Source organism: Wenjunlia vitaminophila DSM 41686 (assembly GCF_000380165.1).
GTDB lineage: Bacteria > Actinomycetota > Actinomycetes > Streptomycetales > Streptomycetaceae > Wenjunlia > Wenjunlia vitaminophila.
In genome coordinates this window covers 1-20,580 of the sequence record NZ_KB904692.1, presented here as the reverse complement: position 1 = coordinate 20,580, position 20,580 = coordinate 1, and the positions used below count along the sequence as shown (strand labels likewise).

Genomic DNA, 20,580 nt, shown 5'->3' with positions numbered 1-20,580 from the left:
CGTCGTCCGGCGGCGCCCCGTCGCCGCCACGGTGACCGGGCCGGAGCCGGGGCGCATAGGGTTTCCGGCATGACAGGTGCCCACCATGCCTCCGCCCCCGTCACCCAGGCCGTCGTGCTCGCGGGCGGCCAGGGTTCCCGGCTCCGCCCGTACACCGACGACCGTCCCAAGCCGATGGTCGAGATCCCCGGCACCGGAACCCCGATCATCGGTCATCAGCTCGCCTGGCTCGCCGAGGAGGGCGTCACCGACGTGGTGATCTCCTGCGGCCACCTCGCCGAGGTGCTGCGGACCTGGCTGGACGAGACGGAGTTGCCGTTGCGGGCGCGCACGGTGGTGGAGACCGAGCCGCTGGGCCGCGGAGGCGGCCTGAGGCACGCCGCGGCGTCGCTGCCCCACCCGGACCAGCCCTGGTACGCCACCAACGGCGACATCTGGACCAGGTTCCGGCTGCGCGACATGGCCGCGTTCCACGAGGAACGCGCCGCCGTCGCCACCCTCGCCCTGGCGCGGCCACGGATTCCCTGGGGGGCGGTGGAGACCAACGAGTTCGGGCAGGTGCTGGACTTCGTCGAGGCCCCCCTGTCGCCCTACCTGATCAACGCCGGGGTCTACGTCTTCTCGCCCTCCTTCACCCACCTGCTGCCGCAGCGGGGCGACCACGAGCGCACCACGTTCCCGAGGCTGGCCCGGGAACGCACCCTCGCGGGCTTCCCCATCCCGCAGGGCGCCTACTGGCGGGCCATCGACACGGCCAAGGACCTCACCGAGGCCGCCCGGGAACTCGCGGGCTGAGGTGCGGGCCCGGGGCCGCACGGACCTGGCCGGGCAGCTACGGCACCCGGCGGGACCCGCCAGAGAGCCCTCAGGCCTCCGCGTCCCCCTGGGCCGCGCCCGCCTCCATGCCGAGCAGCCCGCGCCCGAGGATGCCCCCGAGCGCGCCCCCGGACCCACGCCCGCCGTCCACGGCTGTCCCGCCGCCCCCGAGGTCCGGCCCGGCGCTGGGAGCCGAGGGAGTCAGCGTCCGGCCGGGGGCGACCGGCTCGGGGACCTGGGTGGCCCATGGGTCAGTGCCCTGGGTGGGGGTGACGGTGCCGCCCACCGCGGGGGCGTCACCGGCTCCGGTCGAGGTCCCGGTCCCGGGCAGCGGGGGGACGGCGGGCGTGGGTCCGGCCGACGGGCCGCTCGGCGCCGACCGCGGTGGCAGGGGCGACCGGACGCCGCCGTCGGGCTCGCCGCTGCTCCTGGTCGGCAGCGGCGAGCCGGGCAGGTTGTTGGTGGGCGGGGCCGTGGGGGCGACCGGGTCGGTGTGGGCGCCACCGGACCGGACGGCGGCCCCGAACAGTGAACCGGTCAGCAGGCAGAGACCGGAGACCACCGTGACCACGACGGCGCCGCGCCGCAGCACCCACCGGCGGCGCTCACCCGGCGGCGCGCGGTGGCCGAACCGGCGCCGCCCCCGCTCCGCCAGCCGGGCGTCCAGCGAACCGTAAGGGGCCCCGGCGATGAGCAACGGGCTCCAGGCAGCCAGGTACACCACGTCCGGCGCCTCGTACACCGGAACGGTCCGCCAGCTCACGGTGAGTAGCAGCGCTGCGGACAGCAGCATCCCGGCCCCCGCCGCGGCCCGCTGCCAGAGCCCGAGCACCGACAACACGCCGACGACGATCTGGAGGAAGGCCACGGTCAGTCCGGCACCCACGGGATGGCTGAGCGCGAAGTGGCGCAGGGGTTCGACCGCCGTCCAGGGGTGCAGCGAGGAGAGCCAGGCGACCATGGACCCGCGTTCCCCGCCGTCGAAGTACACCGGGTCGCAGAGCTTTCCCATGCCCGCGTACACGCTGATCCCGCCGAGGAAGACGCGCAGCGGCAGCAGCACCACCCCGGGGTTGCGGCGGGCCTGGGGCGCCGGGTGCCCTCCGGGCGCGCCGGAGCCGGGCCGGGCGGCCCAGGGCCCGCCGTCCTCGTCGTGGACGCCGTCCTCGTCGTGGTCACCGAACCGCCCGAACACGGTGGCGACCGGCGGTTCGGCGAACTCCTGGACACGGGGCAGCGGCCGGGTGTCGTCCTGGAGGACGGGGGCCAGGGGCTGGGTGGTCTCCAGGTCGCTCCCGGGCGCCGGGCCGTACCCGGGGGGACCGCCGGTGGCGCTCCCGCCCGCCGGGGTCCCGGATATGGCGGCCTGCCTGGCACCCGGGACACGGGGGCGTTGGCCAGCGGCGGGGGCCGGGCCGGTGGCGGCCCTGCCGGCGCGCAGCACCCGGGCCCCGCGGGCCAGCTCGGTGGGGAACGCCCCCCCGGGGTGGACGCCGAGGGCCGGAGGGCCGAGGGGGGCCTCCCCGGTCGGCGGTTCGGGCCTGGGGCCGTCGGCGCGCGGGTCGGCCGCCGACGGGGCCCCTCCGAGTGCGCCGGCACCGCGTCGCTCACGCGGGAGCCGGGGCCTGACCTGGATCGGGCGTGCCCCACGACCGTGCGGGACCAGCCGGGGGCGGAGGGGGGCGGGGACGAAGGAGGAGGCCGCGGCCGGGAGCTGTGCGAACCGCACCCGGAAACTGGCCTGGCTGACGTAGATCTGAGCCGGATCGCTGGGGACCCGCACGGCGCGGATCACCGGCTCACCGCTGTCCCGCGCCCGCCCTCCCGGGGAAGGCCGGGCCGTTCTGGTGGACGACACATTGAACTAACCGAGTGAACTTGCCCGAGGACACGCTGTGACCGACCCGGTGGGCCGCACGCCGGCACCCCCGTGCCACCGCCCCCCGCGCACGGGGCGAGTCCACGCCCCGTGCCGGTCGTTCACGCCCTGCGGCGCGCTGCCTCGTACAGCGCCACGCCCGCGGCCACGCCGGCGTTGAGTGACTCGGCCGCCCCGCCGGGCATGGGGATGCGGACCGTCAGGTCGCAGGTCTCACCGACCAGCCGGGACAGGCCGCGGCCCTCTGAGCCGACCACGATGGCCACGGGCCCGTCGAGCACCTCGAGTTCGGTCAGGTCCACGGTGCCGTCCGCGGCGAGGCCCACCACGGTCAGTCCCGCCTTCTGGTAGGCCTCCAGCGCCCGGGTGAGGTTGGTGGCCCGGGCCACCGGCACCCTGGCCGCCGTGCCCGCCGACGTCTTCCAGGCCCCGGCGGTCATCCCGGCAGCCCGGCGCTCCGGCACCACCACGCCGTGGCCGCCGAAGGCCGCCACGGAGCGGACCACCGCCCCGAGGTTGCGCGGGTCGGTGACCCCGTCCAGGGCCACGATCAACGGGGCGGCGCCCGCGTCCAGCGCGGCCTGGACCAGGTCGTCGGGGTGCGCGTAGTCGTACGGCGGCACCTGGAGCGCGAGACCCTGGTGGTTGAGGTGGTTGGTCATCCGGTCCAGCTCGGCGCGGGGCGCCTCCATCAGCGGGATGGACCGCTCGGTGGCCAGGGTCAGTGCCTCGCGCACCCGGTCGTCGCTGTCGACGAACTGCTGGACGTACAGCGCGCTGGCCGGCACCCCGGCGCGCAGCGCCTCCACCACCGGGTTGCGGCCGACGACGAGTTCGGCGGTGCCCCGGGGGCCGCCGCGGCGCGGCTGCGGGCGACGGGCCGCCTGTTTGGCCTTGACCGCGGCGGCGCGCTGTTTGGGGTGGCCCTTGCGCATCTCGGCGGGCGGAGTGGGGCCCTTGCCGCGCAACGCCTTGCGACTGTGCCCCCCGGTGCCCACCTGGGCGCCCTTCTTGGACGAGGTGCGGCGGTTCCTGGGCTGGCTGTTCCCGGCCATGATCTGCAACTTCCTTGTGTCGGTTCGGCTGGGGCGACACAGCCGTCATAGGGGTGGTTCGGGTGCGGCGGGTCGGTGTGGCCGGACCGTGTGCGGAGGGACGGACGGGGGTGTTCGACGGGCGGTTCGCCGCGGGGGCGGATCAGGTCTCGCCGAGCTGCCAGCGCGGTCCTGACGGGGTGTCCTCGATCACCAGGCCGGACCGGCCGAGCCGGTCCCGGATCGCGTCCGCGGTCGCGTAGTCCTTGCGCGCCCGGGCCGCCTCCCGCTGCTCGAGGACCAGGTGGACCAGCGCGTCCACCACACCGCGCAGCTCCTCGCCCTGGTCCTCCTCGGCCGCCCAGTGGGCGTCGAGCGGGTCCAGGCCCAGCACCCCCAGCATCGCCCGCACCTCGGCCAGGCGGGCGACCGCGGCGTCCTTGTCGTCGGCGGTGAGCGCCATGTTCCCCTGGCGGACCGTGGTGTGCACCACGGCCATCGCCTGGGGGACGCCCAGGTCCTCGTCCATCGCCTCGGTGAACGCGGCCGGCAGCTCGGCGGCCGGCTCCACCGTCCCGGCCAGCTCCACCACCCGCTGGACGAAGCCCTCGATCCGCCGGAACGCGGACTCGGCCTCGCGCAGCGCCTCCTCGCTGTACTCGATGGTCGAGCGGTAGTGCGGGGTGCCCAGGTAGTAGCGCAGGACGATGGGCCGCCACCGCTTGACCATCTCGGAGACCAGCACCGAGTTGCCCAGCGACTTGCTCATCTTCTCGCCGGCCATGGTGACCCAGGCGTTGTGCAGCCAGAACCGGGCGAACGGGTCACCAGCCGCCTTGCTCTGCGCGATCTCGTTCTCGTGGTGCGGGAAGACCAGGTCCAGCCCGCCGCCGTGGATGTCGAACTCCCGGCCGAGGTACTCACGGGCCATGGCGGAGCACTCCAGGTGCCAGCCGGGACGTCCCGGCCCCCAGGGCGTCTCCCAGCTCGGCTCTCCCGGCTTGGCCGCCTTCCACAGGGCGAAGTCCCGCTGGTCCCGCTTACCGCTCTCGCCTTCGCCCCCCGGTTGCCGCAGGTGGGCCAGGTCCTGGTGGGACAGCGCCAGGTAGCCCGGGTAGGAGCGGACGTCGAAGTACACACTGCCGTCCGCCGCGTAGGCGTGGCCGCTGTCCAGCAGTTCCTGGATCAGCCGCACCATCTGCGGGATGTGGCCGGTGGCCCGGGGTTCGGCGGCGGGCGGCAGGCAGCCGAGCGCCTCGTAGCCCTGGTTGAACGCCCTCTCGTTGGCGTGGGCGATGGCCCACCAGGGACGGCCCTGCTCCTCCGACTTGGCGATGACCTTGTCGTCGATGTTGGTGACGTTGCGGACGAACGTCACGTCGTAGCCCCGGTGGATGAGCCACCGTTGCAGGATGTCGAAGTTGAGGCCGGACCTGATGTGGCCGATGTGCGGAGGTGCCTGGACGGTGGCCCCGCACAGGTAGATCGAGACGCACCCCGGCACGAGCGGTGTGAAGTCACGGATCTGCCGGGTGCTGGTGTCGTACAGGCGAATGGTCACGGTCCCAAGAGTAGTGGGCGCGGCGGCGTGCCCCACGACGCCGTCGGTCCCGAAGGGCGCCGGCGTCGCGCGCGGGGCCCGGGCGGCCGGGCCCCGTCGCCGCCGGACCGGGCTCAGCCCCAGCTCACCACCTTGCGCGGGGTGACGCGTGCCACCACCCGGACGTCGTCGGGCCCGTCAGCCTCGTACCGCTCGGCACCCAGGTACTTGCGCGCCAGTTCGTCGATGAGCTCCCTGGCCCCCTCGTGGCTCAGGGACACCGTGCCCCGGACCTCGAAGTAGGTGTAGGGGTTCGACGGGGAGACGAGGACCACGCTGACCCGCGGGTCGCGGGCGACGTTGAGGTGCTTCCGACGGCCCTCGACGGTGGAGAACAGCACGTCGTCGCCGTCACGTTTCACCCACACGACGGATACCTGGGGGCTGCCGTCGGGCTGGATGGTCGCCAGGGTGGCGAAGACCGGCTCGTCGACGAGGTTCCTCAGCGCCTCGGGCAGTGCGGTGGCCACAGTCGATCGCCTCGTCTCTGGAAAGGTGAGCGTGGAGGTGCGGTTCCCTCCATGGTGCACCCCGTGGCCAGGAGCTCCCGCGGTGCGCGATACCGCCGTTGGTGGGGTGTTCGCCGGATGCCGGTCCCGGCCCGGGACCTGGAGGGACCGGAGGGCGGCTCAGCCGGCCGGCACCACCAGGGCGGTGGCGATCGCGGCGAGCCCCTCGGCCCGACCGGTCAGACCGAGTCCGTCGGTGGTGGTGCCGGACACCGACACCGGGGCTCCGACGGCGGCGGACAGGGCGGCCTCGGCCTCCTGCCGCCTCTTGCCGATCTTCGGGCGGACCCCGATCACCTGGATCGCCACGTTCCCGATGGCGAAGCCGGACGCCCGGACGATCCGCGCGGCCTCGGTGAGCAGGGCGACGCCTGACGCCCCCGACCACTCGGGCCTGTCGGTGCCGAAGTGAGCGCCGAGATCGCCGATCCCCGCCGCGGAGAACAGGGCGTCACACGCGGCGTGGGCGGCCACGTCACCGTCGGAGTGACCGGCGAGGCCGTGACCGGACTCCGGCCAGCACAGCCCCGCCACCCACAGCGGACGCCCCTCCTCGAAGGCGTGGACGTCGGTGCCGACCCCGGTGCGGGGCAGCGGGAAGCGGGGCTCGGGGGCCGGCGGCAGGGGCGCGCCCGACCGCGTCGGCTCAGAAGTCATCGGCGGCCCTCCGGCGGGCGAGCACGGCCTCGGCCAGGACCAGGTCCAGCGGTCGGGTCACCTTGAACGCCTCCTCGTGGCCGGGCACCACCACCACGGGGGTCCCCAGCCGTTCCACCATCCCGGCGTCGTCGGTGGCGCCCTCGCCCTCCGCGGGCACCCTGAGGTGCGCGGAGACCAGGACGTCCCGACGGAACCCCTGCGGGGTCTGCACGGCACGCAACAGGGCGCGCTCGGGGGTGCCGACCACGGGTTCCGGGCCGTGGTCCCGCGGTTCCACCTGCTTGACGGTGTCGGCCAGCGGGAGCGCGGGCACGACCGCCGGTGCGCCCTCGCACACCGCCGCCGCCACCGCGTCCACCATGTCCACCGGGACCAGTGGGCGGGCGGCGTCGTGCACCAGCACGGTGCCCACGTCGTCCGGCAGGGCCTCGAGACCGAGCCGGACCGAGTCCTGCCGGGTGGCCCCACCGGGAACGACGAGTATCTCCTTGCCCTCCGGCAGGCCGTGGCTGTCCAGCAGCAGCCGGACCTCGACCGCGCCGTCCGGGGGCGCCACCACGACGACCAGGGTCACCGCTCGGGCGCGCAGCAGCGCGCGGACGGCGTGCACCAGCATGGGCACACCCCCGAGCGTCCGCAGCGCCTTCGGGGCCCCGGGGCCGAGCCGAACTCCTCGGCCCGCGGCGGGAATGACCGCTGCGGTCGTCAGGTTTGCTTCCTTAGTCGACATGGGTATCGCCTCAACGTGCCGGGCACGGCACACCGTCCGGCCCCTTCCGTGACGACCGGATGGTATCCGTGCCCGATGCTCCGGCGCAGCGTCGCACCGGAAGATCGCAGCGATGCCCCTGTGGAAACGCAGGTCACGTGGGAGTGGAGCACCGTGTTGTCCCGGGCGGACCGCCGCGGGCACACGCGGTCGTAGGGAGGCGAGGAGCCATCGACAACGGGGGCGGGTCGGGTGTTCGGCGCGCGGTTCGCCGGCCGCGGGCCCGGTCGGTCCGACTGGCGGCGTGGACTGTGGACGGGGTCGCGGTGGAGAACACCTCGAGGCCCCGTCGGGCACTCAGGCGTCGGGCACTGGGGCGTCGGGCACCCGGGCGCGCCGAAGCGCCCGACCGTGCCGTTCGGTTCCGTGGATCGAGGTTCCGGGGCTCCAGGGGTCCGCGCGGGAGTTTCCCTGGGTTCGGCACCTTCGGGGTCCACACCGTGGGCTCGGCCGAGCGTCGCGGCGGAAGGCGTCAGGAGGCCAGTACCTCGTCGAGGAGCGCCTCGGCCTTGTCCTCGTTGGTGTTCTCGGCCAGCGCGAGCTCACTGACCAGGATCTGCCGGGCCTTGGCCAGCATGCGCTTCTCCCCGGCCGAAAGGCCGCGTTCGCGCTCGCGGCGCCACAGGTCGCGTACCACCTCGGCAACCTTGATCACGTCACCGGAGGCGAGCTTCTCGAGGTTCGCCTTGTAACGCCGGGACCAGTTGGTGGGCTCCTCGGTGTACGGCGCGCGCAGCACCTCGAAGACCCGGTCCAGCCCTTCCTGGCCAACCACGTCGCGCACTCCGACGAACTCCGCATTGTCCGCCGGCACGCGTACCGTCAAGTCGCCCTGGGCGACCTTGAGCACCAGATAGGTCCTTTCCACGCCCTTGATCTGCCGAATTTCGATGGCTTCGATCAGCGCGGCCCCGTGATGGGGGTAGACCACGGTGTCGCCAACCTTGAACGTCATGTGACAGGTACCCCTTCCGTGGCTTTCCAGGGTAACACGGGAACGTGTGCACTTGAATGGCGTTTGCGCAGGTCAGAGCACATCTCGGGGCTTGACAAGAGCGGCTTGAGCGTGCTGCGGCTCAGGTCGGGGACGAGGTCTGCGCAGGTCGGAGCGGTTCTGGGGAAGCCGCGAATGGCACCCGTTACCCGTCTTTGAGTGCGGCGAGCGCGTGTCGATCCGTCCGCGTTGTCCAGACCTCGAGGATGCCCGGTGGGAGTGCGTTCGACCGTTCGGAGCAAGATCCGAGGCAAATGACGGACGAGTGACACTCGAGCCATAATCGGGCCTGTTTGGCGGAACACGTTCTCGATCGTATTCCTGATCTTGTCGCCCCCCGCCGGCAAACGCGGTTCTCGTCGCGTGCGGTCCCCCTGCCGGCGCCCTCCGGTGCTCCTGCCGGCAGACGGCGCCACCGGCGCCGGGCCGGTCGTGGGTGGGCCGGTGCGGTCGGCCGGGAGCGGCTCGGTAACCTAAGTGCGCTGGAAGATCCTGTACCACCGGACAACCACCCGAAGGAGAAGCCGCCGCCGTGAGCCGCAGCCTTCGACGCGGCGTCCTCGCCGCCTCTCTCGTCCTGGCCACCGCTTCCCTGTCCGCGTGCGCGGCCGGCAACGACGCGGCCAGCCTCGGCATCAAGCCCGACAACCCCGAGACCTCCGTCGGGGGCATCAAGATCCAGAGCGGCGTGGTGATCGTCAGCGAGGGCGAGGACCAGCCGGTGGCGGTCACCGCCTCGGTCGTGAACAACACGTCCACGTCCCAGACGCTGGAGTCGGTGACCATCAAGGGCCTCTCCACCCCGCTGGAGCTGGCCGGCCCCAAGGGCGAGTCCGGCATCACCGTGCCGGCGGGCGGCACGGTGCGGATCGGCGGCAAGGACGGCGCCTCGGCGACGCTGCCGGACGCGTCCGACGAGATGAGCGAGGCGCTCGGCCGGTTCCGGACGGTGACCTTCGCCTTCAGCGAGGCCGGTGACGTGCCGCTGGAGGCGAGCGTGGTGCCGGACGAGGACTTCTACACGCCGTGGGCCGCCACCCCCAGCCCCTCCGCCACCCCGTCGAGCACGGCGGAGCAGGCCGGGGAGACCCCGCCGGCCGGCGCCGAGGGGAACGAGGGCGCCGAGGACGGGGAGCCGGCCGACGCCGAGACCGAGGCCGGCGGCGAGTCGTCCGCCGACGCCGGCAAGGCCTCGAACACCCCTCCGGCCAGCCCCAACGCCAGCCAGAGCGCCAAGGCCGGCGACGAGGCCGAGAGCGGTCACTGACGCGGGACGGGTGGGGCCGCCGGGTCCGGCGGCCCCACCCGTGCTCCCGTGGCCCGTCGATCGGCTCAGGGCTCGAACTTGTACCCGAGGCCGCGCACGGTGACCAGGTAACGCGGGGTCCCCGGGTCCGGCTCGATCTTCGCCCGGAGCCGTTTCACGTGCACGTCCAGGGTCTTGGTGTCACCGACGTAGTCGGCGCCCCACACCCGGTCGATGAGCTGCATCCGGGTGAGCACCCGGCCCGCGTTGCGCAGCAGCATCTCCAGCAGGTCGAACTCCTTCAGCGGCAGGTCCACCTTGGCGCCGCTGACGGTCACCACGTGCCGCTCCACGTCCATCCGGACCGGGCCGGCCTCCAGGGCGGCGGGCGCGACCTCCTCGGGTTCGCCCCGCCGGCGCAGCACGGCGCGGATCCTGGCCACCAGTTCCCGCGACGAGAACGGCTTGGTCACGTAGTCGTCCGCGCCGATCTCCAGGCCCACGACCTTGTCGATCTCGCTGTCCTTGGCAGTCACCATGATCACCGGGACGTTGGATCTGTTGCGGAGCTGCCGGCACACCTCGGTGCCGGGCAGCCCGGGCAGCATCAGGTCGAGCAGCACCAGGTCGGCTCCGTTGCGCTCGAACGCGTCCAGCGCGTCGGGGCCGGTCGGGGCGATGGCGACCTCGAAGCCTTCTTTGCGGAGCATGTACGACAGGGCGTCGCTGAACGATTCCTCGTCCTCGACGACGAGCACTCGGGTCACGGCAGGACCTCCGGGGCGGGTAGGGACGGGAGGGTGCCCGGCAGGGGGTCCTGCCGGTCCGGGGCCTTGCTGTCACGTCCGTCGCGACGGGGGTGCGCCGCTTCCGGCAGGCGCAGGGTGAAGGTGGAGCCCTGGCCCTCGGCACTCCACACCGTGACCTCCCCGCCGTGCGAGGCGGCCACATGCTTGACGATGGACAGGCCAAGACCGGTGCCACCGGTGGCGCGGGAACGCGCCGGATCGACCCGGTAGAACCGTTCGAAGATCCGCTCCCGGTCGCGCTCCGGGATGCCGATGCCCTGGTCCGTGACGGAGATCTCAACGAGGTTGACGCCCCCAGCGGTGATCCGGCGGCCGGCGATGCCGACCCGGGTCCGCGAGGGGCTGTAGTTGACCGCGTTCTCGACGAGGTTGCCGAGCGCGGCGGCGAGCTGGCCTCGGTTGCCGAAGACGCGCAGCCCCGGGGCCGGCCCCGAGGCCATGGTGATCTGCTTGGTGTTGGCCTGGCTACGGCAGCGGTCGACGGCCTCGTTGACCAGGTCGTCCACCGCGACCGGTTCGGCGTCCTGCATCGGGTGGTCGTTCTGCACCCGGGACAGGTCGATCAGCTCCTGGACCAGGTTGGTCAGCCGGGTGGACTCGACCTGCATCCGGCCGGCGAACCTGATCACGGCCTCCGGGTCGTCGCTGGCGTCCATCACCGCCTCGGAGAGCAGGGACAGCGCGCCCACGGGCGTCTTCAGCTCGTGGCTGACGTTCGCCACGAAGTCCCGGCGCACCGCCTCGATCCTGCGGGCCTCGGTCAGGTCCTCCACGAGCAACAGCACGAGCCGGGAGCCGAGCGGGGCGACCCGGGCGGAGACGGCGAGCGCCTCCCCGCGTCCGCTGCCGCGGCGCGGCAGATCCAGCTCGATCTGGCGTATCTCGCCGTCCCTCCGGGTTTCCCTGGCCATCTGGAGCATCCGGTCCACCGCGAGCCGGCCGCCGCGCACCAACCCCAGGGCGTAGGCGGCGGAGCTGGCCTTGACCACGGTGTCGGCCTCGTCAAGCACCACGGCGGAGGAACGCAGCACGGACAGCACGGTGTCCACCCCGGGTGGCAGGACGGCCTCGGTGTGCAGGGAGGACCGGGTCAGCCCGGCCTGCTCCCGTTCGCTCCAGCGAATGGACAGCGCGGCGACGACACCGGTGCACAGACCGGCTATCGCGCTGGCTGCGGCCACCGCCGCGTTGATGTCCATGCTCACCAGCGTAGGCGGGGAGCCCGGGTGGCCCGTAGCGGTCGGCGGCGTCCTGAGCAGAGACGTTGCCAAGAGTTCACCGTGCCGTGGGCGAGCGTTCAGGTCTCCAGCGCTGGGGGGTCAGGCGGGTCGCGCAGCGTGGCACCCGGAGGGCTCCTCGGGGCAGACTCGAGGCTCGGAAGGCATGTGCCGTGCCTCCGCGGCATGAGGAGAGGAAGACGATGCGCGACGCCTACCACGAGGAGCTGGACTCGATCGGGGACGGCTTGGTGGAGATGGCCCGGCTTGTCGGGTCCGCCATAGGGCGGGCCACCACCGCGCTGCTGGACGCCGACCTGAAGCTGGCGGAGAGCGTCATCGCCGCCGACGAACGGGTTGACGACCTCCAGCGCGACCTGGAGCAGCGGGCCATCGCGCTGCTCGCGCGACAACAGCCGGTCGCCACGGACCTGCGGATAGTGGTCACCTCGCTGCGGATGACCTCGGACCTGGAACGCTGCGGCGACCTGGCCCGGCACGTGGCGAAGGTGGCGAGGCTGCGCTACCCGACGTCCGCGGTGCCGTCCGACCTGCACCCCACGATCCTGGAGATGGGCCAGCTCGCGCAGCGCCTGGTGGCCAAGGCCGGGCAGGTGATCACCACCAAGGACGTGGACGCGGCGATGCAGCTCGAGCAGGACGACGACGCCATGGACCTGCTGCACCGGACGCTGTTCCAGCACCTGCTGGACGACCGGTGGCAGCACGGGATCGAGACCGCGGTGGACGTGACGCTGTGCGGGCGGTACTACGAGCGGTTCGCCGACCACGCCGTGTCGGTGGCGCAGCGGGTGGTGTTCCTGGTGACCGGGGAGCACGCGGACGAGTTGTCCGCGACGCCGGGGACCTGAGCGCCCCCGCGGGCACCGTCCGGTCGGTCGCGGCGCCGGCGGCCCAGGCACCTGCCCCGCGGACCCTTCCCGCCCGCCCGTTCCCCGCCGGGGGTGCGGAGGTGCTGTCCGAGTGCACCCACGCGCTGTTGATGCGCCAGTCGGGAGGGCGTTCACTGGGGGGAGCGGCACGGTTCCGCGGCCAGGTGGGCATCCGCGGTGCCGGCCGCCTGGTGGTCGGCACCCGCGGGGCCGGCTGCCGGAGGACCGACAGCCACGGTGCCGCCGCCGGCCCCGGCGGCGGCACCAGGACCGGGGCACGGCCCAGAGGACCAGGACGGCCTAGGAGGGCACCATGCCGAACTCCCCCACCCGCACCGGCGAGCACGTCCGACCCGAGATACCCGCGCACCCGCGCCCCGAGGTGGCGCTCCTCGCCGCCTCTTCCTGTAGCTGCGGCCCCTCGTGCGGCTGCGGCTGCCAGTCCGGCGGCTCCTGCTCGTGCGGTGGCGGCTGCGGCTGACCGGATGACGCCTCCCCGCGTCGGTGACGGGCCCGTCGGGCCCCACCGCGGCAACCGCCCCGCTGTGGTCATCGCCGCACGGCGGTGACCGCCCCGCTCCGGCCCCGACGGGCCGGAGCGGGGCGCACGTGTCCGCTGCCCTTCTCCGCCGCTGCTACTTGCGGCCCTGGTTCTTGACCGCCTCGATGGCCGCTGCCGCCGCCTGCGGGTCCAGGTAGGTCCCGCCCTTGGTGACCGGGTGGAACTCGCTGTCCAGCTCGTACCGGAGCGGGATGCCGGTGGGGATGTTCAGTCCCGCGATGTCGGCGTCCGAGATGCCGTCGAGGTGCTTGACCAGGCCGCGCAGGCTGTTGCCGTGCGCAACCACCAGCACGGTCCGCCCGGTGAGCAGGTCCGGGACGATGGCGTCGTACCAGTACGGCAGCATCCGTTCGACGACGTCCTTCAGGCACTCGGTCCGCGGACGCAGTTCGGGGGGGATCACGGCGTAGCGGGCGTCGTTGACCTGCGAGAACTCCGAGTCGTCGGCGAGCCGCGGGGGTGGGGTGTCATAGGAGCGGCGCCAGCGGGCGAACTGCTCCTCGCCGAACTCGGCGAGTGTCTGCGCCTTGTCCTTGCCCTGGAGCGCGCCGTAGTGCCGCTCGTTGAGCCGCCAGGAGCGGCGCACCGGAATCCAGTGTCGGTCCGCGGCGTCCAGCGCCAGGGCTGCGGTGCGGATCGCCCGGCGGAGCACGGAGGTGTGGACGACGTCGGGGAGCAGCCCCTCGTCACGCAGCAGCTCACCGCCGCGGACGGCCTCCTCCTCGCCCTTGGCGTTGAGGTTGACGTCAACCCACCCGGTGAACAGGTTCTTGGCGTTCCACTCGCTCTCGCCGTGGCGGAGGAGGATCAGTTGGTAAGGAGCGTCGGCCATGGTGCTGAGCCTAGGCCATGCCGGTTCACCGACATTCCGGTGGTAGCCGGACGCAACCGGCTACGGCCGTGGACGCTGCTCCGGGTCGGTCAGGTGCGCGAACGCCTCGAGGTTGCGCAGCGACTCGCCGCGTTTGACCCGCCACTCCCACTCCCTGCGGATGGAGCCGGCGAACCCCAGCTCCAGCAGGGTGTTGAAGCTGCCGTCCGCGTTCTCCAGGACCGCGCCGAGCAGTCGGTCCACCTCCTCGGGGGTGACCGCGGCCAGCGACAGCTTGCCGACCAGGTAGACGTCGCCGAGCCGGTCGATCGCGTAGGCGACGCCGTAGAGCCGGGTGTTGCGCTCGAGCAGCCAGCGGTAGACGGCCTCGTGGTTCTCGTCGGGGCGGCGCACCACGAACGCGTTGAGGGACAGGGTGTGCTGCCCCACCACCAGCGAGCAGGTGGTGGCGAGCTTGCGGGTGCCGGGCAGGGTGACGACGAAGGTGCCCGGTCCGGGCTGCTCGAACTCGAGCTCCGCCTCCTCCAGCGTGCGTCGGACGACCCGTGCCACCCGCTCCGCGGTCTCTGCTTCCGGCATGGTCCGAGCTTAGGGCCTGTCTGATGGGGTAACGCCGTCCGCCGCGGCCTTCCCACGTGGCCGGGTCAGGCCGGTTCGGCAGCGTGGCCGCGGCGCGCCGCCTCGGAGTAGACCGCGGCCATCGCCGACGCGGCGGACCCCCACCCGAAGTCCCGGGCGTGCCGGGCCGCGGCCGTGCCCAGGTCCCGGGCGAGGGCGGGCACGTCCACGAAACGGCGCAGCGCCGCCGCGTACCCCGCGGGGTCGTGCCCCCTCACCAGGTACCCGGTCACCCCGTCGCGCACCGCCACCGGCAGGCCGCCGACCGCCGCGGCGACCACCGGGGTGCCGCACGCCTGCGCCTCCAGGGCGACCAGGCCGAAGGACTCGCTGTAGGAGGGGGTGACCAGAACGGTCGCGGCCCGGTACCAGTCAGCCAGCTCCTGTTGGGTGACCGGTGGTTGGAACCGCACCACGTCGCACAGCCCCAGCCTGGCCGCGAGCTTGTGCAGCCGCTCCGGCTTGGCGAGGCCGCTGCCGCTCGGGCCGCCGACGATGGGCAGGACCAGCCTGCGGCGCAGCCCGGGGTCGTCCGCCACCAGCCGGGCGGCGGCGCGGAGCAGCACGTCCGGCGCCTTGAGCGGCTGGATACGGCCGGCGAACAGCGGGACGAACGCGTCCTGTGGCAGCCCGAGGCGGCGCCGGGCGGCTGCCCTTCCGTCGGCGGGGCGGAACACGTCCAGGTTGACCCCGGGGTGCACCACCGCTATCTGTCCGGCCCTGGCGCCGTAGTGGTGGGCCAGGTCGTGGGCCTCCTCGGCCGTGTTGGCGATCAACCGGTCCGCGGCGAAGACCACATGGCTCTCGCCGATGATCCGCGCCGCCGGCTCGGGCACGTCGCCCTCCGCCAGGGCGGCGTTCTTGACCTTGGCCATGGTGTGCATGGTGTGGACGAGCGGCACGCCCCAACGTTGCGCGACCCGCCAGCCGACGCTCCCCGACAGCCAGTAGTGCGAGTGCACCAGGTCGTAGTGGCCGGGTCGGTGCGCGGCCTCGGTGGTGAGCACCCCGTGGGTGAACGCGCACAACTGCCTGGGGAGGTCCTCCTTGGCCAGCCCCTCGTAGGGCCCCGCGTCCACGTGCCGGACCAGCACCCCGGGGGCGAGTTCCACGGTCGGCGGCAGCGCGGCGCTGGTGGCCCGGGTGAAGATCTCCACCTCGACGCCGAGCCGGGCCAGGCAGGTGGACAGCTCCACGATGTAGACGTTCATCCCGCCGGCGTCACCGGTGCCGGCCTGGTGCAGCGGCGACGTGTGGACGCTGAGCATGGCGACCCGGCGGGGACGCCCCTCGGCCGCCGGGGGGCGGAGTGGACGCACAACCTGGCGTGCACCCGCACGCCTCTGCAGTCGGGCAACGTGCTGGCTCACGTCGAGCGACCTCCTGTGTTGCGCGGTTGCGCCCCGAGCAACGTTGCTCGACAGCATCCGGCCCCGTTCCTCTGGTCCGGCCGCTCCAACACCAACAGACCCCTTTCGCATTTCCGTTTTGCCTAATCGTTATGAAAGTCGTGGGGATCCTTGGAGCTTTCCTAGGCTGTTGGCATGAGGCTCCCGCCATGAGACCCGGGCGGCCCCTGGGCACCGTGACCCGGGGCACCACCCATCCCAACCGGCTGCGGCGCATGGACCGTTGGATCACCACCGTGCACGCCCCGGTGCTCAGGCGCGCCGCCGACCCGGTCGCGGTGGACCTCGGGTACGGCGCCGCCCCGTGGACCGCGGTGGAGTTGCTGGACCAGGTGCGTCGGGTCCGCCCGGACGCCGAGGTGGTCGGGGTGGAGATCGACCCGGAACGGGTGGCCGCCGCTCTGCCGTACGCCCGCACCGGGCTGACCTTCCGACGCGGCGGCTTCGAGGTGCCCCTGCCCGGACGCAGGCCCGCGGTGATCAGGGCGGCGAACGTGCTGCGCCAGTACGACGAGGGCGAGGTGCGCACGGCGTGGGCCGCCCTGTGCGCACGGCTGGCCCCGGGGGGTCTGCTGGTGGAGGGCACCTGCGACGAGGTCGGCCGGCGTCACGTGTGGGTGGCGCTGGGTCCCTCAGGGCCTCGCACGGTGACCTTCGCGGCCCGGCTCGGTTCCCTGGACACCCCGTCCGACCTGGCCGAACGGTTGCCCAAGGCGCTGATCCACCGCAATGTCCCCGGGGAGCCGGTCCACTCCTTCCTGCGCGACCTCGACCGGGCCTGGAACGCCGCGGCCCCGCTGCGGGCGTTCGGAGCCCGGCAGCGGTGGATCGGTGCGGTGCGTTCCGTGGCCGGCGACTGGCCGGTGCTGGACGGTCCGGCCCGCTGGCGGCAGGGCGAGGTCACGGTGGCCTGGGCGGCGCTGGCACCGCGGGGGTGGGGCGCCCCCCTGACGAGGCCACCCGCAACAGCACGACGACTTCTGAACCACCCCGCCCGTGCCGCGGCCGGCGCGCGCCCGACTCACGCGACGGGAAAATCAAAACAGGTGTCCGGGTAAGGTCCACCCATCAGTGTGTAGTGCCACCACTCGCAATCGTATGAGCTGAAACCGCAGGCTTCCCTGACGGAACGGAGGCACTGCCGGTTTTCCACCTCCACCTGCGTGATCCCTTTCGCTCCGTGATGCGAGATCGCATCCATCAGGTTGTGGTCACCACCCGTGGGAGCGAGTCCGCCGGTGGCCAGGTGGTGGAGCGTCAGGTCAACGGTGCCGCCCCGACCGTGTCCCGACCTGGCGGCGACATCCGTGACGTCAGGCCGGGCCGAGGGCGTCGAGGGTGTCCCGGAAGACCGTGTACGCCGGGTCGTCGAAGAGCACGAACCGCACCTCGATCACGCGCGTCTGGGTCTGCCGCACCGTGGTCAGGGCGATCCGGGCGGCGTCGGCCAGGGGCCAGCGGTAGACGCCGGTGGAGATCGCGGGGAAGGCCACCGTCTCGGCGCCGAGCTCGTCGGCGCGGCGCAGCGACTCTCGGTGGCAGGAGGCGAGCAGGGCGGAGCGGTCCTCCTGCTCGGAGTGGACGGGGCCGACGGTGTGGATCACCCAGCGGGCCGGGAGCCGGCCGGCGGTGGTGGCGACGGCCTGGCCTGCGGGCAGGCCGCGGCCGTACTGGCTGGATCGCAGCTCCCTGCAGGCGGCGAGGATCTGCGGGCCGCCCCTGCGGTGGATCGCCCCGTCCACCCCGCCGCCGCCGAGCAGCGACGAGTTGGCCGCGTTCACCACGGCGTCCACGGCCTGTTCGGTGATGTCCCCTCGGACCAGCGTGATGTCCGTCATCCGGTGATGATCGCACGTCGTCCGGGGGGCGGGGCCGCACCCCGGGCAGCTTTGTCCAGCGCGCAGAGAAAGATCTCACGAATTGCGCGAAAGAAGCTTGTGGACCGGTCCCACTTCTCCGATTATTGAAATGAACCTGCCAGTCTGCTGGTTCTGGTCCCGCCTGATCCTCGTCGCACCGGCTCCCGGCGCACCCGCCTCCACGCGCACCGGAGTCCACGTGCCCCCGCCTCCGGCCGCACCCTTCTCCGCGCAGCCCCGGCCCGGCGGCGTCCGCTGTCCCACCCCGGCCGGCCTCACCCCCGGCCCGCTGACCCCGAGTCCCTGGGAGACCCCCTTGCGCAAGAAACCGTTCCGGCTCCTCCGCGCCCCGGCCGCCCTGGTCTGTGCCGTCCTGGCCACCGGCTTCCTGGCCCCGGTGGGCTCCGCGGCGGCGGAGCCCACCGCCCACCGCCCGGCCGTGACGTCGCAGGCCGAGCAGTTCCAGCAGGTCACCCTCGCCAAGGGGGTCGCCGAGACCGGCGAGCCGATGACCATGGCCGTGCTGCCCGACCGCTCGGTGCTGCACACCTCCCGCGACGGCACGCTCCGGCTGACCGACGCCGAGGGCGCCACCAGGGTCAGCGGGCGGGTCGCCGTCTACAGCCACGACGAGGAGGGGCTCCAGGGCATCGGCATCGACCCGGGCTTCGCCACCAACCGGTACATCTACCTCTACTACGCGGTGCCGCTCGACACCCCGACCGGGGACGCCCCCAGCGACGGCTCGGCGGCGGACTTCGCCCGGTTCGACGGGGTGAACCGGCTCTCCCGGTTCACCCTCAGCACCGCCGGGACCCTCGACCTGGCCAGCGAGAAGAAGATCCTGGACGTTCCGGCGTCCCGCGGGATGTGCTGCCACGTGGGCGGCGACATCGACTTCGACGCCGCGGGCAACCTCTACCTGTCCACCGGAGACGACTCGAACCCGTTCGCCTCCGACGGGTACGCACCGCTCGACGAGCGCGCCTCCCGCAACCCCGCGTACGACGCCCAGCGTTCCAGCGCCAACACCAACGACCTGCGCGGCAAGGTTCTGCGGATCAAGGTGAACGCCGACGGCACGTACACGGTGCCGGCCGGCAACCTGTTCCCACCAGGCACCCCGAAGACACGCCCCGAGATCTACGCCATGGGCTTCCGCAACCCGTTCCGGATGAGCGTCGACCGGCCGACCGGCATCGTCTACCTCGGCGACTACGGGCCGGACGCCGGCACCGCCAACCCCGCCCGCGGCCCGGCCGGGCAGGTCGAGTTCAACCGGATCACCAGGGCCGGCAACTTCGGCTGGCCCTACTGCACCGGCGACAACGACGCCTACGTCGACTACGACTTCGCCACCGGCACCTCGGGGGCCACCTACGACTGCTCCGCGCCGAAGAACACCTCGCCGCGGAACACCGGTCTGACCGACCTCCCGCCCGCCCAGCCGGCGTGGGTGCCCTACGACGGGGCGTCGGTCCCCGAGTTCGGCGACGGCTCAGAGTCCCCGATGGGCGGCCCGGTCTACCGGTACGACGCGGCGTCCACCTCCGACGTGAAGTTCCCGCAGGCCTACGACGGCGACTTCTTCGCCGGTGAGTTCGGCCGACGGTGGATCCGCCGGATCGAGCAGGGCGGCGACGGAACCGTCCAGTCGATCAACACCTTCCCCTGGACCGGCACCCAGGTGATGGACATGGCCTTCGGGCCGGACGGCGCGCTGTACGTCCTGGACTACGGCACCGGTTCGTTCGCCGGCGACGAGAACTCCGCGCTGTACCGCATAGAACACGTCACCGGCGGCTTCTCGCCGGTGGCCAGGGCCACCGCGAACCGCACCTCGGGACCGGGGCCGCTGGACGTCTCGTTCTCCTCGGCCGGGAGCTCGGACCCGGACGGCGACCCGATCACCTTCTCCTGGGCCTTCGGCGACGGCGCCACCTCGACCGCCGCCAACCCCACCCACACCTACCGGACCAACGGCCAGTACCCGGCGACGCTCACCGTCTCCGACTCCACCGGCAAGAGCGCCACCGCTTCCGTCCTGATCACCGTCGGCAACACCGCCCCGACCGTCCGCCTCGACCTGCCGGTGGACGGCCGGATCATCGACCCCGGCGCGGCGGTCCCCTTCCGCGTCACCGTGACCGACCCCGAGGACGCCACCGTCGACTGCTCCCGCGTGAAGGTCACCTTCATCCTCGGCCACGACAGCCACGGCCACCCCCAGACCTCCGCCACCGGCTGCACCGGCACCCTGCAGACCATCGCCGACGGCGAACACGACCCCAACGCCAACATCTACGGCGTCTGGGACGCGGAGTACACCGACGCGGGCGCGGGCGGGCAGCCGCCGCTGACCACCCACGACCAGAACACCAGCCAGCCCAGCCACCGGCAGGCCGAGCACCACAGCGGGTCCTCCGGCGTGCAGACCGTCAACCACACCGCCGCGCACGGCGGGAAGACCGTCGGCCACATCGAGGACGGGGACTGGATCTCCTTCGCCCCCTACGCCCTGGACGACGCCTCGGCGTTCACCGCCCGGGTCTCCTCCGCCGGCGCCGGCGGCACCGTCGAGGTGCGGTCGGGTTCCCCCACCGGGACGCTGCTGGGCACCGTGACCGTGCCGGTCACCGGCGACTGGGAGACATTCCAGGACGTGACCACCGCGCTGACCAACCGGCCCGCCGGGACAACCACGCTGTACCTGGTCTTCCGGGGCGGCGCCGGGGCCCTGTTCGACGTGGACGACTTCCAGTTCAGCACCCCGACCGCCGGCCCGCGCGGTGGTGCGGTGCGGGGCGTGAACGGCAAGTGCCTGGACGTCGCCGGAGCGAACACCGCCGACGGCACCCAGATCCAACTCTGGAC

Annotated in this window: 19 protein-coding genes and 1 pseudogene; 6 read left to right on the top strand and 14 right to left on the bottom strand. The window is 73.0% G+C overall.

Annotated features, from left to right (window positions below):
- Nucleotides 1-69: 69 nt before the first annotated feature.
- Nucleotides 70-795 carry a nucleotidyltransferase family protein gene (locus tag A3IG_RS0120830; RefSeq protein ID WP_018385534.1) on the top strand — a complete coding sequence of 242 codons (726 nt, stop codon included), beginning with the start codon at nt 70-72 and terminating at the stop codon, nt 793-795.
- 70 nt (nt 796-865) lie between these two features.
- On the opposite strand, the gene A3IG_RS30695 is transcribed toward A3IG_RS0120830, so the two are convergent.
- The 7 genes from A3IG_RS30695 to A3IG_RS0120795 all read right to left on the bottom strand — a co-directional run bounded on the left by A3IG_RS30695 (nt 866) and on the right by A3IG_RS0120795 (nt 8,222).
- Complete coding sequence (locus A3IG_RS30695) at nt 866-2,611, bottom strand: DoxX family protein (protein WP_018385533.1); 1,746 nt, start codon at nt 2,609-2,611, stop codon at nt 866-868.
- 185 nt (nt 2,612-2,796) lie between these two features.
- Nucleotides 2,797-3,750, bottom strand: coding sequence for a 23S rRNA (guanosine(2251)-2'-O)-methyltransferase RlmB (rlmB, locus tag A3IG_RS0120820; RefSeq protein ID WP_018385532.1), 954 nt, complete (start codon nt 3,748-3,750; stop codon nt 2,797-2,799).
- A gap of 142 nt (nt 3,751-3,892) precedes the next feature.
- Nucleotides 3,893-5,290: a cysteine--tRNA ligase gene (cysS, locus tag A3IG_RS0120815; protein WP_018385531.1), complete on the bottom strand. Its 1,398-nt coding sequence runs from the start codon at nt 5,288-5,290 to the stop codon at nt 3,893-3,895.
- 113 nt (nt 5,291-5,403) lie between these two features.
- The gene (locus A3IG_RS0120810) at nt 5,404-5,799 is read right to left on the bottom strand and encodes a PPOX class F420-dependent oxidoreductase (protein ID WP_018385530.1); all 396 of its coding nucleotides are present in this window, start codon (nt 5,797-5,799) and stop codon (nt 5,404-5,406) included.
- A 159-nt stretch (nt 5,800-5,958) separates the two neighbouring features.
- The gene (ispF, locus tag A3IG_RS0120805) at nt 5,959-6,495 is read right to left on the bottom strand and encodes a 2-C-methyl-D-erythritol 2,4-cyclodiphosphate synthase (protein WP_018385529.1); all 537 of its coding nucleotides are present in this window, start codon (nt 6,493-6,495) and stop codon (nt 5,959-5,961) included.
- A complete protein-coding gene (ispD, locus tag A3IG_RS0120800; RefSeq protein ID WP_040912065.1) occupies nt 6,485-7,228 on the bottom strand; it encodes a 2-C-methyl-D-erythritol 4-phosphate cytidylyltransferase in 744 nt (247 codons plus the stop codon). The genes ispF and ispD overlap by 11 nt, the downstream gene beginning before the upstream one ends.
- Nucleotides 7,229-7,739: 511 nt before the next feature.
- Nucleotides 7,740-8,222 carry a CarD family transcriptional regulator gene (locus A3IG_RS0120795; RefSeq protein WP_018385527.1) on the bottom strand — a complete coding sequence of 161 codons (483 nt, stop codon included), beginning with the start codon at nt 8,220-8,222 and terminating at the stop codon, nt 7,740-7,742.
- A 571-nt stretch (nt 8,223-8,793) separates the two neighbouring features.
- Here A3IG_RS0120795 and A3IG_RS0120790 point away from each other — a divergent pair.
- Nucleotides 8,794-9,528, top strand: coding sequence for a hypothetical protein (locus A3IG_RS0120790; RefSeq protein WP_018385526.1), 735 nt, complete (start codon nt 8,794-8,796; stop codon nt 9,526-9,528).
- Between the two features lie 65 nt (nt 9,529-9,593).
- Here A3IG_RS0120790 and A3IG_RS0120785 read toward each other — a convergent pair whose 3' ends face one another.
- Together A3IG_RS0120785 and A3IG_RS0120780 are read right to left on the bottom strand one after the other, a co-directional pair.
- Nucleotides 9,594-10,274: a response regulator transcription factor gene (locus tag A3IG_RS0120785; RefSeq protein WP_018385525.1), complete on the bottom strand. Its 681-nt coding sequence runs from the start codon at nt 10,272-10,274 to the stop codon at nt 9,594-9,596.
- On the bottom strand, nt 10,271-11,515 hold the full coding sequence (locus tag A3IG_RS0120780) for a sensor histidine kinase (RefSeq protein ID WP_018385524.1): 1,245 nt from the start codon (nt 11,513-11,515) through the stop codon (nt 10,271-10,273). The genes A3IG_RS0120785 and A3IG_RS0120780 overlap by 4 nt, the downstream gene beginning before the upstream one ends.
- A gap of 221 nt (nt 11,516-11,736) precedes the next feature.
- Between A3IG_RS0120780 and phoU the strand changes: the two genes are divergently transcribed.
- Together phoU and A3IG_RS34625 are read left to right on the top strand one after the other, a co-directional pair.
- Nucleotides 11,737-12,405 (top strand): phosphate signaling complex protein PhoU, encoded by a 669-nt coding sequence (phoU, locus tag A3IG_RS0120775; protein WP_018385523.1) that lies wholly within the window; start codon nt 11,737-11,739, stop codon nt 12,403-12,405.
- Nucleotides 12,406-12,739: 334 nt separating this feature from the next.
- Nucleotides 12,740-12,907: a hypothetical protein gene (locus tag A3IG_RS34625; protein WP_169366236.1), complete on the top strand. Its 168-nt coding sequence runs from the start codon at nt 12,740-12,742 to the stop codon at nt 12,905-12,907.
- A gap of 154 nt (nt 12,908-13,061) precedes the next feature.
- On the opposite strand, the gene A3IG_RS0120770 is transcribed toward A3IG_RS34625, so the two are convergent.
- From A3IG_RS0120770 to mshA, 3 genes are all read right to left on the bottom strand, one after another.
- Entirely contained in the window at nt 13,062-13,820 is a 759-nt protein-coding gene (locus A3IG_RS0120770) for a phosphoglyceromutase (RefSeq protein WP_018385522.1), read from the bottom strand.
- Nucleotides 13,821-13,880: 60 nt separating this feature from the next.
- A complete protein-coding gene (locus A3IG_RS0120765) occupies nt 13,881-14,399 on the bottom strand; it encodes a type III secretion system chaperone family protein (RefSeq protein WP_051087579.1) in 519 nt (172 codons plus the stop codon).
- 65 nt (nt 14,400-14,464) lie between these two features.
- On the bottom strand, nt 14,465-15,808 hold the full coding sequence (gene mshA / locus A3IG_RS0120760) for a D-inositol-3-phosphate glycosyltransferase (protein ID WP_026220490.1): 1,344 nt from the start codon (nt 15,806-15,808) through the stop codon (nt 14,465-14,467).
- A gap of 188 nt (nt 15,809-15,996) precedes the next feature.
- On the opposite strand from mshA, the gene A3IG_RS0120755 reads away from it, so the two are divergent.
- The gene (locus A3IG_RS0120755) at nt 15,997-16,905 is read left to right on the top strand and encodes a class I SAM-dependent methyltransferase (protein WP_018385519.1); all 909 of its coding nucleotides are present in this window, start codon (nt 15,997-15,999) and stop codon (nt 16,903-16,905) included.
- On the opposite strand, the pseudogene A3IG_RS32845 reads toward A3IG_RS0120755, so the two are convergent.
- Both A3IG_RS32845 and A3IG_RS0120750 read right to left on the bottom strand, forming a co-directional pair.
- Nucleotides 16,869-17,150 (bottom strand): annotated as a pseudogene (locus A3IG_RS32845) (M15 family metallopeptidase); the annotation flags it as partial. The gene A3IG_RS0120755 and the pseudogene A3IG_RS32845 sit on opposite strands and share 37 nt — an antisense overlap.
- Before the next feature lie 10 nt (nt 17,151-17,160).
- Nucleotides 17,161-17,685 (bottom strand): O-acetyl-ADP-ribose deacetylase, encoded by a 525-nt coding sequence (locus A3IG_RS0120750; RefSeq protein WP_018385518.1) that lies wholly within the window; start codon nt 17,683-17,685, stop codon nt 17,161-17,163.
- 130 nt (nt 17,686-17,815) lie between these two features.
- Between A3IG_RS0120750 and A3IG_RS30690 the strand changes: the two genes are divergently transcribed.
- The coding region (locus A3IG_RS30690) for a PQQ-dependent sugar dehydrogenase (protein WP_018385517.1) at nt 17,816-20,580 on the top strand (2,765 nt) is incomplete at its 3' end.

Bases quoted from the DNA above. Each gene is read 5' to 3' on its own strand.
- A3IG_RS0120795 (WP_018385527.1), bottom strand. From the start codon at position 8,222: ATGACGTTCAAGGTTGGCGACACCGTGGTCTACCCCCATCACGGGGCC.
- A3IG_RS0120765 (WP_051087579.1), bottom strand. From the start codon at position 14,399: ATGCCGGAAGCAGAGACCGCGGAGCGGGTGGCACGGGTCGTCCGACGC.
- A3IG_RS0120780 (WP_018385524.1), bottom strand. From the start codon at position 11,515: ATGGACATCAACGCGGCGGTGGCCGCAGCCAGCGCGATAGCCGGTCTG.
- ispD (WP_040912065.1), bottom strand. From the start codon at position 7,228: ATGTCGACTAAGGAAGCAAACCTGACGACCGCAGCGGTCATTCCCGCC.
- A3IG_RS0120830 (WP_018385534.1), top strand. From the start codon at position 70: ATGACAGGTGCCCACCATGCCTCCGCCCCCGTCACCCAGGCCGTCGTG.
- A3IG_RS0120750 (WP_018385518.1), bottom strand. From the start codon at position 17,685: ATGACGGACATCACGCTGGTCCGAGGGGACATCACCGAACAGGCCGTG.
- rlmB (WP_018385532.1), bottom strand. From the start codon at position 3,750: ATGGCCGGGAACAGCCAGCCCAGGAACCGCCGCACCTCGTCCAAGAAG.
- A3IG_RS0120770 (WP_018385522.1), bottom strand. From the start codon at position 13,820: ATGGCCGACGCTCCTTACCAACTGATCCTCCTCCGCCACGGCGAGAGC.
- phoU (WP_018385523.1), top strand. From the start codon at position 11,737: ATGCGCGACGCCTACCACGAGGAGCTGGACTCGATCGGGGACGGCTTG.
- ispF (WP_018385529.1), bottom strand. From the start codon at position 6,495: ATGACTTCTGAGCCGACGCGGTCGGGCGCGCCCCTGCCGCCGGCCCCC.
- A3IG_RS34625 (WP_169366236.1), top strand. From the start codon at position 12,740: ATGCCGAACTCCCCCACCCGCACCGGCGAGCACGTCCGACCCGAGATA.
- A3IG_RS0120755 (WP_018385519.1), top strand. From the start codon at position 15,997: ATGAGACCCGGGCGGCCCCTGGGCACCGTGACCCGGGGCACCACCCAT.